The sequence below is a fragment of the Lonsdalea britannica genome, from assembly GCF_002111595.1.
Classification (GTDB): domain Bacteria; phylum Pseudomonadota; class Gammaproteobacteria; order Enterobacterales; family Enterobacteriaceae; genus Lonsdalea; species Lonsdalea britannica.
The window spans coordinates 21,997-37,807 of the sequence record NZ_LUTN01000006.1 but is presented as its reverse complement, the minus strand read 5'-3'; the positions used below and the strand labels follow the sequence as shown (position 1 = coordinate 37,807).

General features: G+C 53.5%; 16 protein-coding genes and 1 pseudogene. 1 reads left to right on the top strand and 16 read right to left on the bottom strand.

Annotated features, from left to right (window positions below):
* Positions 1–78 precede the first annotated feature (78 nt).
* The 15 genes and pseudogenes from AU509_RS06795 to yceD form a co-directional block, all read right to left on the bottom strand.
* Entirely contained in the window at positions 79–1,140 is a 1,062-nt protein-coding gene (locus AU509_RS06795) for a malate/lactate/ureidoglycolate dehydrogenase (RefSeq protein WP_094117971.1), read from the bottom strand.
* Between the two features lie 153 nt (positions 1,141–1,293).
* The gene (ptsG, locus tag AU509_RS06790; RefSeq protein ID WP_085650875.1) at positions 1,294–2,727 is read right to left on the bottom strand and encodes a PTS glucose transporter subunit IIBC; all 1,434 of its coding nucleotides are present in this window, start codon (positions 2,725–2,727) and stop codon (positions 1,294–1,296) included.
* A gap of 303 nt (positions 2,728–3,030) precedes the next feature.
* Positions 3,031–3,840 carry a metal-dependent hydrolase gene (locus AU509_RS06785; protein WP_085650876.1) on the bottom strand — a complete coding sequence of 270 codons (810 nt, stop codon included), beginning with the start codon at positions 3,838–3,840 and terminating at the stop codon, positions 3,031–3,033.
* A gap of 18 nt (positions 3,841–3,858) precedes the next feature.
* On the bottom strand, positions 3,859–4,872 hold the full coding sequence (gene holB / locus AU509_RS06780; RefSeq protein ID WP_094117970.1) for a DNA polymerase III subunit delta': 1,014 nt from the start codon (positions 4,870–4,872) through the stop codon (positions 3,859–3,861).
* Complete coding sequence (tmk, locus tag AU509_RS06775) at positions 4,872–5,525, bottom strand: dTMP kinase (protein ID WP_094117969.1); 654 nt, start codon at positions 5,523–5,525, stop codon at positions 4,872–4,874. The genes holB and tmk overlap by 1 nt, the downstream gene beginning before the upstream one ends.
* Positions 5,515–6,543 (bottom strand): endolytic transglycosylase MltG, encoded by a 1,029-nt coding sequence (gene mltG, locus AU509_RS06770; RefSeq protein ID WP_085650879.1) that lies wholly within the window; start codon positions 6,541–6,543, stop codon positions 5,515–5,517. Before mltG ends, tmk begins: the two co-directional genes overlap by 11 nt.
* Positions 6,544–6,552: 9 nt before the next feature.
* Complete coding sequence (gene pabC / locus AU509_RS06765) at positions 6,553–7,353, bottom strand: aminodeoxychorismate lyase (protein ID WP_094117968.1); 801 nt, start codon at positions 7,351–7,353, stop codon at positions 6,553–6,555.
* Positions 7,354–7,479: 126 nt separating this feature from the next.
* Positions 7,480–8,721 (bottom strand): beta-ketoacyl-ACP synthase II, encoded by a 1,242-nt coding sequence (gene fabF, locus AU509_RS06760; protein WP_085650881.1) that lies wholly within the window; start codon positions 8,719–8,721, stop codon positions 7,480–7,482.
* Positions 8,722–8,799: 78 nt separating this feature from the next.
* On the bottom strand, positions 8,800–9,036 hold the full coding sequence (acpP, locus tag AU509_RS06755) for an acyl carrier protein (RefSeq protein WP_012765204.1): 237 nt from the start codon (positions 9,034–9,036) through the stop codon (positions 8,800–8,802).
* Between the two features lie 153 nt (positions 9,037–9,189).
* Positions 9,190–9,924, bottom strand: coding sequence for a 3-oxoacyl-ACP reductase FabG (gene fabG, locus AU509_RS06750; protein WP_085650882.1), 735 nt, complete (start codon positions 9,922–9,924; stop codon positions 9,190–9,192).
* A 12-nt stretch (positions 9,925–9,936) separates the two neighbouring features.
* A pseudogene (gene fabD / locus AU509_RS06745) lies at positions 9,937–10,865 on the bottom strand (ACP S-malonyltransferase).
* A gap of 20 nt (positions 10,866–10,885) precedes the next feature.
* Positions 10,886–11,836: a beta-ketoacyl-ACP synthase III gene (locus tag AU509_RS06740; RefSeq protein WP_085650883.1), complete on the bottom strand. Its 951-nt coding sequence runs from the start codon at positions 11,834–11,836 to the stop codon at positions 10,886–10,888.
* 6 nt (positions 11,837–11,842) lie between these two features.
* Positions 11,843–12,886: a phosphate acyltransferase PlsX gene (plsX, locus tag AU509_RS06735; protein WP_085650884.1), complete on the bottom strand. Its 1,044-nt coding sequence runs from the start codon at positions 12,884–12,886 to the stop codon at positions 11,843–11,845.
* 26 nt (positions 12,887–12,912) lie between these two features.
* The gene (gene rpmF, locus AU509_RS06730) at positions 12,913–13,083 is read right to left on the bottom strand and encodes a 50S ribosomal protein L32 (RefSeq protein WP_026740382.1); all 171 of its coding nucleotides are present in this window, start codon (positions 13,081–13,083) and stop codon (positions 12,913–12,915) included.
* 17 nt (positions 13,084–13,100) lie between these two features.
* Entirely contained in the window at positions 13,101–13,622 is a 522-nt protein-coding gene (gene yceD, locus AU509_RS06725) for a 23S rRNA accumulation protein YceD (RefSeq protein WP_026740383.1), read from the bottom strand.
* A 138-nt stretch (positions 13,623–13,760) separates the two neighbouring features.
* Between yceD and AU509_RS06720 the strand changes: the two genes are divergently transcribed.
* Positions 13,761–14,348: a Maf family protein gene (locus AU509_RS06720; RefSeq protein WP_085650885.1), complete on the top strand. Its 588-nt coding sequence runs from the start codon at positions 13,761–13,763 to the stop codon at positions 14,346–14,348.
* A gap of 46 nt (positions 14,349–14,394) precedes the next feature.
* Here AU509_RS06720 and rluC read toward each other — a convergent pair whose 3' ends face one another.
* Complete coding sequence (gene rluC, locus AU509_RS06715; RefSeq protein ID WP_085650886.1) at positions 14,395–15,351, bottom strand: 23S rRNA pseudouridine(955/2504/2580) synthase RluC; 957 nt, start codon at positions 15,349–15,351, stop codon at positions 14,395–14,397.
* Between the last annotated feature and the right edge of the window lie 460 nt (positions 15,352–15,811).

Here is a 15,811-nt window from a genome sequence, read left to right as displayed (position 1 = left end):
TGGCGCATTGCTGTGAAGTATGAGCGATAAATCTGATGATTTTCAACCCTCTTCGTTTTTTATTACCGCATCGGCGAATTACAGAGCAAACGCGGTTTCCGGCATGCCGAGCGAACACCCTGCTTCGACAATCTTCCGCCACTCCTGGTCGGATATCGTGATGCCTTCAACCGTGCGTTGGCGGCAGGCCTCAATCTCGGGCTCACCCGCAATCAAGATCGGCGCGTCAGGGTCGGGAGTACGCGAAGATCGCACATAGTCCAGCATGGCATCATATTCCCGCCGCAACCACTCCATCCCGACCAGCTGCGCGGGATCGATCACGATGGTCGTCATGTTATTCACGATAGCGCCGGCGCGCTCATTCTCTGGTTGAATGGTTCCGCCGCCGGACAAAATACCGGCCAGCAGTTCGGCGGCCAAAATCAATCCTCCCCCCTTGTGTCTGGCAATAGGCCGCAGCGCGCCGGGCTTCGCTTCATCCCACATCACGCTGGGATCGTTGGTCAAATGACCTTCATTATCAAACATGACTTCTTCGTCGAAAGTTTTTCCTGCCAAATAAGCCACGCGTGTTTTACCTAGCGCCACCATGCTGGTCGCAAAATCAAGAATGAACGGTGGGTTTTCGCCGCTGCCGGGGAACGCAATGCAGATGGGGTTGGTGCCGAAACGACTTTCGCTGCCGCTAAACGGCGCCACGATGGGCGGAAGATCGTTAACGTTGACGAAGTGTATGGCAATCAGCCCCTCGTCGGCGGCCATCTCGCCATAGGTGCCGATGCGTCCGAGGTGGCAGGTCGACGATAGCGTCATCAGACATACGCCCGTCGTTTTGACGCGCCCGATAGCTGCTTGCATCGCCTCTTTGCCCGTACGCTGACCAAAACCACGATCGCCACTGAACTGCAATACGGCACCGGCGTCTTTGATCAGTCGCGCGGGCGTGTTGGGGTGCATAGCACCCTGCCCGATGAAGTGGACATACTCCGGCAGCATCCCGACGCCGTGGCTATCATGTCCCTTCAAATTGGCGCCGACCAGATGCGCGGCAACACAATCGGCTTCACTTTCATCACACCCCAGCTGCTGCAATAACTGCTGTGCCACCCGCGTTAAACGTTGTGCTGATATCTGCATTGTTATTTTCCCAAGCATAAGTGATGGGATTATCCTACTGCCGAATCTCATCTCAAGGGAATGTTCTTGTGTCTGCGTTTGTTCAGCGGGTGAATCGCGGCCATTAAAAAAGGGGCTTTCGCCCCTTCGTTTGATACGTTTACAGTCTGGCTATCAGCTGTTGCGGATAAAGTCGTCCATATCCGTTTTCAGGTTATCAGACTTGGTACCGAAGATAGCCTGCACCCCTGAGCCTGCGACAACGACGCCCGCAGCACCCAGGCTTTTCAGACCCGCCTGATCCACTTTGGTGACATCCGCTACGCTGACACGCAGACGCGTGATACACGCATCCAGGTTGGTAATGTTGTCTTTACCGCCGAACGCCGTCACCAGCGCCGCCGCCATTTCACCGCCGCCAGCAACAGATTTGTCTTCTGACGCTGCTTCGCGACCCGGCGTTTTCAGATTCAGTTTGGCAATCAGTACGCGGAAGAGTGTGTAATACACCAGCGCGTAGCCCAGACCGACGATCGGGAACAGCCACAGTTTGCTGCCGTTACCGCTCAGGACGATGAAGTCGATGAGACCATGCGAGAAGCTGGTACCGTCACGCATCCCTAACAGGATACAGATCGGGAACGCCAGTCCAGCCAGAATGGCGTGGATGACATACAGCAACGGCGCGACAAACATGAAGGAGAATTCAATCGGCTCGGTGATCCCGGTCAGAAATGCCGTCAGCGCAGCTGAAATCATGATACCAGCGACTTTGGCACGGTTTTCTGGTCGTGCGGAGTGCCAGATAGCAATCGCCGCTGCCGGCAGACCGTACATTTTGAACAGGAAGCCGCCGGACAGTTTACCCGCGGTCGGGTCGCCCGCCATGTAGCGAGGGATATCACCGTGGAAAACCTGACCCGCTGCGTTAGTGTATTCACCAATCTGCATCTGGAAAGGAACGTTCCAGATGTGGTGCAGACCAAACGGCACCAGAGAACGTTCAATCAGACCATACAAACCAAACGCCACCACCGGGTTCTGGTAAGCGGCCCACTGAGAGAATTCCTGAATCGCCGTACCAATCGGCGGCCAAACGAAGGACAGCACCACACCCAGCAGAATGGCGCACAGACCAGAGATGATCGGCACAAAACGTTTACCGGCAAAGAAGCCCAGATATTCAGGCAGCTTGATGCGGTAGAAACGGTTGAACATATAGGCCGCGATGGAGCCGGCGATGATCCCGCCGAGAACCCCGGTATCAGCCAGATGCTTCGCGGCAATCTCTTCTGCAGGCATATGCAGGACAAGCGGTGCAACCACAGACAACGTTTTCACCATGATGCCGTAGGCAACCACGGCGGCGAGGGCGGAAACCCCGTCGTTATTCGTGAATCCCAACGCCACGCCGATGGCGAAGATCAACGGCATATTGGCAAAGACAGATCCACCCGCTTCCGCCATTACGTGAGAAACAACGGCGGGCAACCAGCTAAAATTGGCCGCACCGACGCCCAGCAGAATACCTGCGATGGGCAGCACGGATACCGGCAGCATTAGCGATTTACCTACTTTCTGCAGGTTTGCAAATGCATTCTTGAACATAATTGAGTGTGCTCCTGAGTGATAGTGCTTTACTTCTGATACGTCATGCGAAGGTGGGAGGATATCCTTCAGAGTGCTAAGGATGTCTCAGCATCCTTTTATTTTTTACGCAGAGTAAAATAAATGTTGAGCCGAATGTTTGATAGCTGTCACGTTTCAACACAACAACACGCTGTATATATTACGGAAGTTGCATTTTTTGTGATCAATATCTAAAAACCCAAACAAACTCCAGGCATCTTTCTGGAGACAGACTACCTATCAGCCCAATTAATTACGGGGTTCGAAAAAACCCAACCATTCTTATCCACCATTAGGGGGGGTCAACTGTGCAGGGTCGATGTGGAAAAGGTCTGCAAAGTTAGCGCTGGTGGTTTCAGCCAGCGTATCGACGCTAACATTTTTAAGCACAGCAAGATACTCCGCCACATCGCGAACATAGGCTGGCTGGTTCTCTTTGCCGCGATACGGCACCGGCGCCAACCAGGGAGAGTCCGTTTCGATCAGCATACGATCCAGCGGCACATACCGCGCCACCTCGCGCAGCGCTTCCGCGGTGCGGAAGGTCACGATACCGGAAAATGAGATATAGAATCCCATATCCAGCAGTTTCTCCGCGGTGTCTTTATCTTCGGTGAAGCAGTGCAAAACCCCGCGGCATTCGTTGGCTCGTTCCTCCGCCAGAATCGCCAGCGTATCAGCACGCGCTGAACGCGTATGGACGATAACCGGCTTGTTCAACTCACGTCCGATACGAATATGCTCGCGGAACGAGGCCTGCTGACGGCCGATGGCCTCCGGGTCCTGTTCATAGTGGTAATCCAGACCGGTCTCACCCAGCGCAACCACCTCCGGCAACGCAGCCAGCTCACGCAATTCAGCGTAATCATAAGGTTCTTCCATGCTGAGAGGGTGCACGCCGCAGGAAAAGGCGACGTTGTTCCTTTCGCCGATCAAGGTTTTCATCGAGCGGAAGCCCGGCAACGTCGTCGCGACGGCCAGGAAGAAACGGACATCCCGCTCTTCGGCTTTCGTCAGCACATCAGAGACGTCTCGGTGCAGAGACTGATAATCAAGACCATCGAGATGGCAGTGGGAATCAACTAACAACATAATGGCGATCCGATAGTTTTAGGCAATAAATGGATGAGGTAACCGGGGAGACGGTTCAGATAAACTCTGTTCCCAGTCGAGCAACAGCGAGGTCAGCAGCAGTTCCCGATTGGCTCCCGTGATAGTGCGGAGCTGGTGGCGACACTGCAGCCAACGCCGCAGCGCGAATAACAATTGGTCAGGCGTCAACGCCCTCGCCAGCTGTTCGACCAGCGCAAGCTGATCCTGATTGACCAGATGTGTACTTGCGCTCTGATGACATTTCAACGCATCTAAAAATAGCGAAGCGACCCAATGAATACGTTCATCGGTGTCGTCTCCGTTCAGTGGCGTCACCAGCGATAACATGTCCCGCCGAGCCAGACAGGTCGAGAGCGACTGACACAGCGTGAGGCGAGGTTTCCATTGTCCCGGTTGCAGCAGATGTTCCGCCGCCAGTGGCGCTCCCGCATACAGTCTCAGCGCTGTATGCAACGCCGGCTCGTCCGTATGTCCGCGTTGACGCAGCCAATGCATGGCGTGCGCTTCCTCAGGGACAGGCAAGTAATAGTAAGAACACCGGCTGCGCAGCGTCGCCAATAGCCGCGACGGCTCCCGGCAACCCAGAATGAAATAGGTTTCCTGAGGCGGCTCCTCCAGCGTTTTCAACAAGGCGTTAGCCGCCGCTTCGGTCAATAACTCAGCCTGAGGCAGGCTGACAACTTTCGCCCCGCCCTGCCGCGAGCGCTGATACACTTTTTCGAGCACCGTCCGCACCGCATCCACACCCAGGCTCTGCTTGCCTTTTTCCACGGTGATGGTGTGCCAGTCCGGATGCGTGCCCGCACTCATTAACTGGCATGAGTGGCAATGCCCGCAGCTTTTCATCCCCTCAGGCTGTTGGCACATTAACCAGCGGCTCAAGGCATAGCTCAGGGAAGACTCGCCCATTCCGGCCAGCGCATGAATAAGCAGCGCATGGTGACCTCGACCCGCTTGGTGCTGCGTCAACAGTTGGCGGTAGGGCGCATTCAGCCACGGGTACCACTCCATCAGCCCGGTTCTCCGCAGGTCAGGCCAAGATGCGTCAGCCACTCGGCAAGCGCCTGATGGATATCTTGACTCACGTTCTCCAGCGTTTGCCCGGCATCGATCGTCACAATACTGGAGTCGGCAGCGGCAAGCGCCTGATAGCGGGCTCGGGTACGGTCGAAGAACGCCAGCGACTCCTGCTCAATACGATCGAGCGCACCGCGCTGACGCGCACGCTGTAAGCCAACGGCGGGAGGAAGATCGAGATAGAGAGTCATGTCAGGGCGAAAATCTCCCAGCACCGTATCGCGCAGTGACGTCATCAAGGCTTGATCCATTCCGCGACCTCCGCCCTGATAAGCCTGAGAAGAGAGATCATGACGATCGCCAACCACCCAGGCGCCTCGCTGCAAGGCAGGCTTAATCACGTTTTCCACTAATTGGACGCGCGCGGCGTAGAGCATCAACAGTTCGGCTTTGTCCGTCAGTTTTTCACCTTCAATCCCTTGTTTAATCAGGGTTCGCAATTGCTCAGCCAGCGGCGTACCGCCCGGCTCACGGGTGAAGACGACATCTTCGATGCCAAACTGACGCAGGGTGGCCACCACCACATTACGAGCGCTGGTTTTTCCGGCCCCTTCCAGCCCTTCGATGACGATGAATTTACTGTGCATGCTTTTCCTTTACGGCTACCGACGCGTTACGGTATTCCCGTACCGCGCGATTATGGTCGGATAAATTGGTGGTGAACGTATGTCCCCCCTTTCCATCCGCAACAAAATAGAGATAGTGCGTTTTTTCCGGATGCGCCGCCGCGTCCAACGACGCTTTTCCCGGCATGGCTATCGGCGTCGGCGGCAGACCACTAATGACGTAGGTGTTATAGGGTGTCGGCGTATCCAGAGCGCTGCGCGTGATGGTGCCATTATAGCGTTCTCCCATGCCGTAAATCACCGTAGGATCCGTCTGCAAGCGCATTCCTATCCGTAGGCGATTGATGAATACGGATGCAATCAAGGCTCTTTCGCTGCCAATAGCGGTTTCCTTTTCGATGATCGACGCCATCGTCAGCAATTCTTCCTTGTTTTTGTAGGGCAGTCCGTCCTGACGTCCCTGCCAGACTTCGTCGACGATTTTATCCATACGCTGGTAGGCCCGCGTCAGCACAGCTTTATCCGTCATGCCCGCAGTGTGCAGATAGGTGTCCGGATAAAACCAGCCCTCAGGATTACTTAGATCCTTGATACCCAGCGTCTCGGCAATCTCTTGAGTGCTCTTGCCGGTCAACGTTTTTTTGAGGTACGGCGCCTGCTGTATCGCCGCCAGCCAGTCACGTAGTCGCGATCCTTCAACAAAGCGGATGGCGAACTGCGCCTCTTTACCGCTGTCCAGCAAGGCCAACATTTGGCGAACCGTCATTCCGGGCTGAAGGCGGTAGGTACCGGCTTTAAAGTTGGCCAGATCGGGCTCCAACCGCAACAATACGGGGAAACGCCAGCTGGCAGACAGAATCTGCTGTTGCGCCAGTTGCTGTTCCAGCGCGTCGTGACCCGCTCCCGCCGGGAGAGTAAAAATGGTTTCCTGAGTGATCTTCAGCGGAGCGGCGGCGAACTGCTGCACCTGTTTCCACAGGGCAATGGCGCCAACGACCACCAGACCAATACATCCGATCCCGATTTTCAATCTCTTCATAACATTCTATTACTCACAGTTAGGGCTCAGAAAGTCATACAACTCTCGTGAGCGATAACACCAGGCTTCAGCCCGGTTGACAGAAATGAGTGGCATCAAAGCATTACAGATAATCACTTCGTCAGCCGTTGCCAATGCTTCCAACGGCGCGGAGACGACCTGCAGCTGATAGTCCGATTGCTCCAGCAATTCCATAACATGGCGACGCGTCAGGCCATCGACGCCGGACTGCGAAACGTCCGGGGTAAACACCTGTTTGCCGCAGCGCCAGAATAAATTGGCCGCACAGCATTCCACTAGCCTGTCCTGAGTGTCAAGCACCAGAGCCTCGTCAGCCTCTTGCTGGTCAAGGTGTCGGCGGATCATCACCTGTTCGAGACGATTAAGATGTTTTATGCCGGCAAGGAGTGGGCTTCGCGCTAATCTTACCGGGCTGAGCGCTAAAGAGATGCCATCCCTGCGCCAGTGCTCGTAATGCGCGGGATAAGCCGTATTCATGATCATCCTCACTGGTGCCTTACATCCCTGAGGACTATACCCCCTTCCCCCGACCCCACGCGTCACGACCGCTTTTACCACTGCGCTCGCCTTGCCTTCGGCAGCCTGTTGCATCTCTGCCGACAGCCGATCCCAGTAGATTTCCGGGAACATAAGTACCTTCGCCGCATGCTGGAGCCGTTGGATATGGCGTTCGAGCCATACCACACGGCCGTTGAGCACACGGGCCGTGGTAAAACAACCGTCGCCGTACTGCACGCTGCGGTCAGATGCCGGCAAATTTTGCTCTAACACCCCATTAATCAACCACATATATTCACTTCCTCTTTAGAAGAACAAGAGAGAGTCCAGACTAGCGGACAGGGAAAAATAACCCTAGCTGATTTTCTTCAGATAAAAAAAAGCCCGGAAGATCCGGGCTTTCATCAAGCTCACACGTCAGACTTTGCGGAAGACCAATGAACCATTGGTACCACCAAATCCGAAGGAGTTACACAGCACGTATTCCATGCCTGAAACCTGACGAGCTTCATGCGGCACGAAGTCCAGGTCGCAACCCTCATCCGGGTTATCGAGGTTGATCGTCGGCGGGATTGCCTGATCGCGCAGCGCAAGAACACACATAATGGATTCCACTGCACCAGCCGCACCCAGCAGGTGACCAGTCATTGACTTGGTCGAACTGACCATCACGCGTGACGCGCTCGCGCCAAAGACAGACTTGACCGCCTGAGTTTCGGCTTTATCGCCGACCGGGGTCGACGTGCCGTGCGCGTTGATATAGCCCACTTGTTCCGCAGTGATATTGGCATCGCGAAACGCGTTGACCATTGCCATCGCGGCACCAGAACCATCCGACGGCGGTGACGTCATGTGGTACGCATCACTGCTCATGCCGAAACCAGTGATTTCAGCATAAATTTTAGCGCCACGACGTTTCGCATGCTCATACTCTTCCAGCACCATAATACCAGCGCCGTCGCCCAGAACGAAACCGTCCCGGTCTTTATCCCACGGACGGCTTGCCGCCTGCGGATCGTCGTTGCGGGTTGAAAGCGCACGAGCTGCGCCAAAACCACCCACACCTAACGGAGTACTTGCTTTTTCTGCACCACCGGCCAGCATCGCGTCAGCATCGCCATAAGCGATGATGCGGGCAGCATGTCCGATGTTGTGTACGCCAGAAGTACAGGCCGTCGCAATGGAGATGCTAGGACCTTGCAGACCCAACATGATGGTCAGATGACCGGCAACCATGTTGACGATGGTGGAAGGGACAAAGAAAGGACTGATTTTACGGGGGCCGCCACGTACCAATGCCGCGTGGTTTTCCTCAATCAGTCCCAGACCGCCAATACCCGAACCAATGGCAGCACCAATACGTCCGGCATTGGCTTCTGTGACTTCGAGGCCCGAATCTTTCATAGCCTGAATACCGGCCACGATGCCGTACTGAATGAAGGCATCCATCTTGCGAGCATCTTTACGCGAGATGAATTCTTCACTGTTAAAGTTTTCGACTAAGCCTGCAAAACGTGTTGCATAGGCACTAGTATCGAAATGATCGATGGGTTTGATACCACTCTGACCGGCAAGCAAAGCCTTCCAAGTTGACTCAACTGTGTTGCCGACAGGAGATAACATGCCCAGACCAGTCACAACTACACGACGCTTAGACACGCTGATCCTCCAGGGAGGGAAAATACTGAGGTATTAAAGGAAACTTAGGCGGTCGAATGACCGCCTAGATATGTTCATTTACTGCTGGTTTGCCTGGATGAAATCAATTGCTGCCTGAACAGTAGTGATTTTTTCGGCTTCTTCGTCTGGAATCTCGGTATCAAACTCTTCTTCCAGAGCCATTACCAGCTCAACGGTGTCAAGAGAATCAGCGCCGAGGTCATCAACGAAGGAAGCATTGTTCACGACTTCTTCCGGTTTAACACCCAGCTGTTCAACGATGATTTTCTTAACGCGTTCTTCGATAGTGCTCATACTCTTAAATTTCCTATCAAAACTCGCTTTCGCGATGGTTTTCGTAGTGTATAAAATGTTGAAAAAGATGCAACAAAATCAGTACTGGTCGAGCCAGGATTTTGTGCTTTTTGCAGATTTCGCTGCAAATTCAAGCAAATATGATCTGACGTGTCAGATCATATACATGCCGCCATTAACATGCAATGTTTCACCGGTGATGTAACCCGCTTCTTCAGAAGCTAAGAACGTAACAGCACTGGCAATTTCTTTCGCATCACCCAGGCGTCCAGCAGGAACACCAGCCAAAATGCCCGCACGCTGCTCATCTGTCAATGCTCGCGTCATATCGGTTTCAATAAAACCAGGCGCGACAACGTTGACGGTTACGCCACGCGAGGCCACTTCCTGCGCCAGCGATTTGCTAAACCCAACCAGCCCGGCTTTAGCAGCGGAATAGTTGGACTGCCCAGGGTTGCCACTGGTGCCGACCACTGAACCGATGGTGATGATACGGCCGAAACGCTTTTTCATCATGGAACGCAGAACGGCTTTGGACAAGCGAAATACAGAACGCAGGTTCGTATCCAGCACATCCTGCCACTCTTCGTCTTTCATGCGAATCAGCAAATTATCACGGGTGATACCCGCGTTATTCACCAAAATGTCGATATCGCCGAATTCCGACTTGATGGAAGCCAAAGTCGCTTCGATCGAGGACATATCCGCGACATTCAGGACATAACCTTTACCGTTGTCGCCCAGCCATGCGCTGATATCGGCGGCGCCTTTTTCGCTTGTCGCCGTCCCCATCACTCTCGCGCCACGCGCAACCAGTGACTCAGCGATAGCACGACCGATGCCACGGCTGGCACCCGTTACGAGAACAATTTTTCCGTCAAAGCTCATCATCTATTCCGTTTATTGATCAAGGGCTGTTGATAAGGAAGCAGAATCATTGACTGCAGACGCAGTCAGGGTATCTACGATTCGTTTGGTCAGCCCGGTCAGTACTTTGCCCGGCCCAACTTCTAGCAGTTTCTGTACGTCCTGCGCCGCGATGTACTCAACGCACTCTGTCCAACGGACAGGGTTGGAAAGCTGACGCACCAGCGCGCTTCGAATAGCTTCCGGCGACGTTTCAGCACGGACGTCGACATTGTTCACGACAGGAATTTGGGGCGCGTTGAACGTGACATTCTCCAGCGCTTCCGCGAGATTACGTGCAGCAGGCTCCATCAGGCGCAGTGGGAAGGCACGCTGACCGGCAGCGGTAGCGCTCGTTTCGCTCCAGCAGCCTTACAGGCGGCACCGGCACGCTCAACAGCTTCTTTGTTGCCTGCGATAACCACCTGCCCCGGAGAATTAAAGTTCACCGGTGAGACAACTTGTCCCTGAGCGGCTTCGGCACAGGCCGCCGCGATGGTGTCGTTATCGAGGCCGATAATGGCATACATGGCGCCCGTATTTTCCGGCACCGCTTCCTGCATCAGTTTGCCGCGTAATTCCACCAGGCTGACCGCCTGCTTGAAGTCCATTACGCCAGCGCAAACCAAAGCAGAATATTCGCCCAGGCTGTGGCCTGCCATCAGTGCGGGCGTTTTACCGCCCCGCTGCTGCCAGGCGCGCCAAATGGCGACCGATGCGGTCAATAGCGCCGGCTGCGTCTGCCAGGTTTTATTCAGTTCTTCTACCGGGCCCTCTTGGGCCAGTTGCCACAAGTCGTAACCCAGCACGGAGGAAGCTTCATCGAATGTGTCCTTGACTACCGGATTCGTCTCCGCCAGTTCAGCCAGCATGCCGACTGATTGGGAACCTTGTCCCGGGAACACCATTGCAAAATGCGTCATAATCAGAAAGTCCTGTTTAATCAAAAACGAACCAGAGCAGAACCCCAGGTAAATCCACCGCCGAATGCTTCGAGTAGTACCAGCTGTCCGCGTTTGATACGTCCGTCGCGCACAGCTTCATCCAACGCCGCGGGTACTGAAGCGGCAGATGTGTTGCCATGACGATCAAGCGTAATCACCACTTTATCCATGCCCATGCCCAGTTTTTTGGCCGTCGCATTGATAATCCGCAGGTTCGCCTGATGCGGAACCAGCCAGTCTAGCTCGGTTTTGTCCAGTTTTGCCGCTACCAGCGTTTCTTCAACGATGTGAGCCAGTTCTTTGACAGCAACTTTGAATACTTCATTGCCCGCCATTGTCAGGTATTCCGGCGTTTCGTTAGTGCGCGCCTGGTACGGTAGAGACAGAAGCTGACCATAACGGCCATCGGCATGCAGATGCGTAGAGAGGATGCCCGGCTCTTCGGAGCGGGATAACACAACGGCGCCTGCGCCGTCGCCGAACAGAATCAGCGTTCCGCGATCTTCTGGATCCAGCGTACGCGTCAACGCGTCGGCGCCGATCACCAGAGCATAATCCACGGAGCCACTCTTAACATACTGGTCAGCTACGCTCAGCGCGTAGGTGAAACCTGCACAGGCCGCTGCCAAATCGAATGCAATCGTGTCCTGAATGTCCAGCATCTGCTGAACCTGGCAGGCTGAGCTCGGGAATGCATGACTGGAAGAGGTCGTTGCAACAATCAGCAAGCCGACTTTGTCTTTATCGATATCGGCCATTTCGAGCGCTTTTTGCGCCGCATGGAAACCCATGGTGGCCACACTTTCGTCCGGCCCTGCGATTCGACGTTCGCGGATACCGGTGCGAGTCACGATCCACTCGTCGGACGTATCCACCATTTTCTCTAAATCAGAATTCGACCTGATTTGTTCGGGCAAATAGCTTCCCGTTCCAATAATTTTTGTATACATGTAAGCTCAATCACTTTTGGGTAATACAGACGTGAGTCGTGCGGCGATCCTTTCGGGAATCTGTCGTTGTACCGTCTGCACTGCCTGTTCAATCGCTACCGCAAACGCATTCGGGTTTGCAGCTCCATGGCTCTTTATCACTGTCCCACGTAATCCTAGCAGACAAGCCCCGTTATAGTGGTCAGGGTTCAGGTGTCCAAAACGCCTGGATAGACGTTTTTGTAACCAGCGTCCCAATAATTTCAGCCACCAAGACTGTTTTTGTCTACGATCTGAACCTGATGAGGATTTCAGAAGAGACAGAAACATTCTAACGACGCCTTCCATCGTCTTTAGCGTGACATTACCAACGAACCCATCACACACCATGACATCCGTTTTACCGGTCAGCAACTCATTGCCTTCAAGATAACCGATGTAGTTGATAGACGATGTCGCTTTCAAACGCGCGGCAGCTCCGCGGATGTTGTTTAGCCCTTTACTTTCTTCTTCGCCAATATTTAACAGCGCCACTCGGGGATTACTGAGTCCCAGAACCTCTTCCGCCATGACGGCGCCCATCACAGCAAACTGCACTAGCATGGTGCTGTCGCACTCCACGTTGGCACCGAGATCCAAAACGACCGTTTTCCCATGCTGTTGATGTGGCAACACGGTTACCAGCGCCGGACGTTCAATACCATCAACCGGCTTCAACAGCAATTTGGCCAGCCCCATCAGCGCTCCGGTGTTTCCAGCACTCACGCAAGCCTGTGCACGCCCTTCCTTGATGAGCTCCAATGCAATACGCATAGAAGAGCCTCGGCTGGCGCGGATAGCTTGAGATGGTCTGGCATCGCCCGCTATTACCGTTTCAGCCGGTACGATTTCCAAACGGGAAAACAGGGAGGAATCGACTTTGCTAAGTAATGGAGTGAGCGTTGTAGGATCGCCAACCAGCAGCAGATAAAGATTGGGATTAGAAGCCAGTGCCTGCAATGCAGCAGGCACTGTTACGCAGGGGCCAAAGTCCCCGCCCATTGCATCTAACGCCAGAGTTAGGCGTGTCAAAGCATTTCCTTGCGTTTAAGCAGGAATTACTTAGCAATGACCTTGCGACCGCGGTAGTAGCCATCCGCAGTTACGTGGTGACGCAGATGAGTTTCGCCAGAAACTTTATCTACGGATACGGCAGTTGTGGTCAGAGCATCGTGAGCACGACGCATACCACGTTTGGAACGGGTTGGTTTATTCTGTTGTACGGCCATGGACCTTACTCCTTCAATTACTTACGCTTTAAACTAGCTAATACGGCAAATGGATTTGGTTTCTCCGCCTCTTCAGGCAGTTTGCCAAACACCATGTCCGCTTCGGACACTTCACAGTGTTCAGAATCATGCACCGGTGCGATGGGCAATGAAAGAATAATTTCATCTTCTATCATCGCCAGCAAGTCGACTTCACCGAACTCATTGACCTGAATCGGTTCGTACGCTTCCGGCAGAGCTTCGGCCTGCTCATCACTGATGACCGGGCTAAAACATAACGTGGCATGGACCTGATGTTCGAAAGGCTTGCCACAGCGCTGGCACCGTAAGGTTACCGCCACATCGGCACGTCCATCGATAACAGCCAAACGCTGATTATCAATGTTGAACGATAAAGCCGCTTCGACATCGCTATCCACACTAACCACTGATTCGGCAACACGCATCACCTGTTCAGCTGTATAGACACCAACATAATCTAAACGCTTTTGAGCAGTGCGAGCCGCGTCGAGGGTTAAGGGTAATTTTACCTTTTGCATAGGGCGCGCATATTAGCGTCGTAACGACATAGAGTCAAAGGAAAAGGTGGGGAATGGAAACTTTCGTGAGGGTTAGCCTCCGCCGCCAAACGCAGTTTAGAATAAGCCGCATGTTCAGGTCACGATTTTACAATAACTATGCCTAATATTGTTCTCGCATCAACATCACCATACCGTCGCGCATTACTCGAAAAACTCGCTATTCCTTTCCAGTATGCATCACCTAATGTTGATGAAGCCCCCTGTCCTGAGGAAGATGCACCCACCCTGGTGAGACGTCTGGCGATGTCCAAAGCGCGATCGTTAGCTGACGCCTACCCCAACCATCTAATTATAGGCTCCGACCAAGTCTGTGTGTTGAACGGAAAAATAACCGGCAAGCCTCACGATCGTGATCGCGCTATCGCTCAGTTGAGTCAGGCTAGCAGTCGTCACGTTACTTTTTATACCGGACTGGCGCTGTATAACAGCCAAAGCGCGCATATGCATTCTCTGGTTGAGCCTTATGAGGTCCATTTTCGCGCGTTAACGAATAAAGAGATAAATAACTATATAGAGAAGGAACGACCTTTCGACTGCGCGGGAAGCTTTAAGTGCGAGGGCCTCGGTATTACGCTGTTTGAAAGACTTTCGGGACGCGATCCCAATACACTCATCGGGCTACCGCTGATTGCGTTACTCGACCTGCTACGACAGGAAGGCGTGAACCCTCTTTTAATAGCCTGACACGTATTTTTACCGCACCTGACTCATCGCCAGGTGCGGTCCTCAACTACTGCTTATGGTTGCGTAAGCGTTGCAGGCATCGGCGTAACGCCTCATCTAACGGTGCTTCTACCCGTAACGTCTCGCCGGTGTTGGGATGCTCGAATTTTAGAGCCTGTGCGTGCAGGAACAGGCGTTTAAGGCCCGTACTCGCCAGTTGATTGTCAAACTCCCGATCGCCGTAACGATCGTCGAATGCAATAGGATGGCCCGCATGGAGGGTGTGTACACGGATCTGATGCGTACGCCCGGTCACTGGGCTCGCTTTGACCAAAGTCGCATGCTCGAACCGCTCTTCGACCTTAAAGCGTGTCTCAGACGGTTTTCCTTCACTATTGACTCGGACAATACGCTCACCGCTTTGCAAGATATTCTTCAGCAGTGGTGCCTGCACCACTTTGCAATGCGATTGCCATTGCCCACGCACGAGCGCGAGATAATCTTTCTGCATCCCTTTGCTTCGCAGCTGTTCATGAAGCGCACGCAAAGCCGACCGTTTTTTAGCAACTAATAGGACACCAGATGTGTCTCTATCTAAACGGTGTACCAGTTCCAGGAAGCGGGCTTCAGGCCGCAGCGCCCTCAAACCTTCGATCACGCCAAAGCTGAGACCACTGCCTCCGTGGACAGCCGTCCCTGAGGGCTTGTTAAGCACCAACAGGTAATCATCTTCATAAATGATGCAATCCGCCAATGCCGACACTTTGGCCAGCCCCGCGGAGACCGGCGCATCTTCACGTTCGGACGTTCTCACCGGTGGGATGCGGATCAGGTCGCCGTCGAGCAATTTGTACTCCGGCTTCACCCGCTTTTTATTTATGCGTACTTCACCTTTGCGCAAAATACGGTAAATCATGCTTTTCGGCACACCTTTCAATTTCGTGCGCAGAAAATTGTCGATGCGTTGACCGGCCTCTTCGTCGGAAACCGTCAAAAATTGTACTGATGGGTTATCTGTTTTCATGTGCCAGAATTCTAAAGAGCGTGGGTAGATAGCGCCACATCTTTTTCTATGCTTAACTGTGAGTCTGACTTATGAAGTTAATAGTCAGCTTCTGTAACAGTGACGATGCGCGAATTTCGTACATTGCTGTCTCAGAGCGGGTGATAACTTCATTTTGACAGGCAAAGTCACCTTGCTATCGGCGTGTCAGCAATGGAATAATGCTTCGGCTTTCCGCGCTGTTTACCTGAAAAACAAGGGAAATTGCGGAAATATCATATTTGCCTGATGAGTCACAACGCAGCAATGGCGTAAGACGAAGCGATTTATCAAGCAGTTAGCGAGCTGCGGTAAGCAGTTTGGCCGGCAAATGGAATCAGATCTGGCACCTATTTTCAGAAGCTGTTCCCACAATAAATGCGCTGTTTTCCATCAGGAAATACAGGCTACCGAAACATGCGTCTCTATGCAGACGACAACC

What these genes read in the sequence shown, in the direction of transcription:
- AU509_RS06795 (WP_094117971.1), bottom strand. Translation starts at nt 1,140, where the DNA reads ATGCAGATATCAGCACAACGTTTAACGCGGGTGGCACAGCAGTTATTG.
- ptsG (WP_085650875.1), bottom strand. Translation starts at nt 2,727, where the DNA reads ATGTTCAAGAATGCATTTGCAAACCTGCAGAAAGTAGGTAAATCGCTA.
- AU509_RS06785 (WP_085650876.1), bottom strand. Translation starts at nt 3,840, where the DNA reads ATGTTGTTAGTTGATTCCCACTGCCATCTCGATGGTCTTGATTATCAG.
- holB (WP_094117970.1), bottom strand. Translation starts at nt 4,872, where the DNA reads ATGGAGTGGTACCCGTGGCTGAATGCGCCCTACCGCCAACTGTTGACG.
- tmk (WP_094117969.1), bottom strand. Translation starts at nt 5,525, where the DNA reads ATGCACAGTAAATTCATCGTCATCGAAGGGCTGGAAGGGGCCGGAAAA.
- mltG (WP_085650879.1), bottom strand. Translation starts at nt 6,543, where the DNA reads ATGAAGAGATTGAAAATCGGGATCGGATGTATTGGTCTGGTGGTCGTT.
- pabC (WP_094117968.1), bottom strand. Translation starts at nt 7,353, where the DNA reads ATGTGGTTGATTAATGGGGTGTTAGAGCAAAATTTGCCGGCATCTGAC.
- acpP (WP_012765204.1), bottom strand. Translation starts at nt 9,036, where the DNA reads ATGAGCACTATCGAAGAACGCGTTAAGAAAATCATCGTTGAACAGCTG.
- fabG (WP_085650882.1), bottom strand. Translation starts at nt 9,924, where the DNA reads ATGAGCTTTGACGGAAAAATTGTTCTCGTAACGGGTGCCAGCCGTGGC.
- AU509_RS06740 (WP_085650883.1), bottom strand. Translation starts at nt 11,836, where the DNA reads ATGTATACAAAAATTATTGGAACGGGAAGCTATTTGCCCGAACAAATC.
- rpmF (WP_026740382.1), bottom strand. Translation starts at nt 13,083, where the DNA reads ATGGCCGTACAACAGAATAAACCAACCCGTTCCAAACGTGGTATGCGT.
- yceD (WP_026740383.1), bottom strand. Translation starts at nt 13,622, where the DNA reads ATGCAAAAGGTAAAATTACCCTTAACCCTCGACGCGGCTCGCACTGCT.
- AU509_RS06720 (WP_085650885.1), top strand. Translation starts at nt 13,761, where the DNA reads ATGCCTAATATTGTTCTCGCATCAACATCACCATACCGTCGCGCATTA.
- rluC (WP_085650886.1), bottom strand. Translation starts at nt 15,351, where the DNA reads ATGAAAACAGATAACCCATCAGTACAATTTTTGACGGTTTCCGACGAA.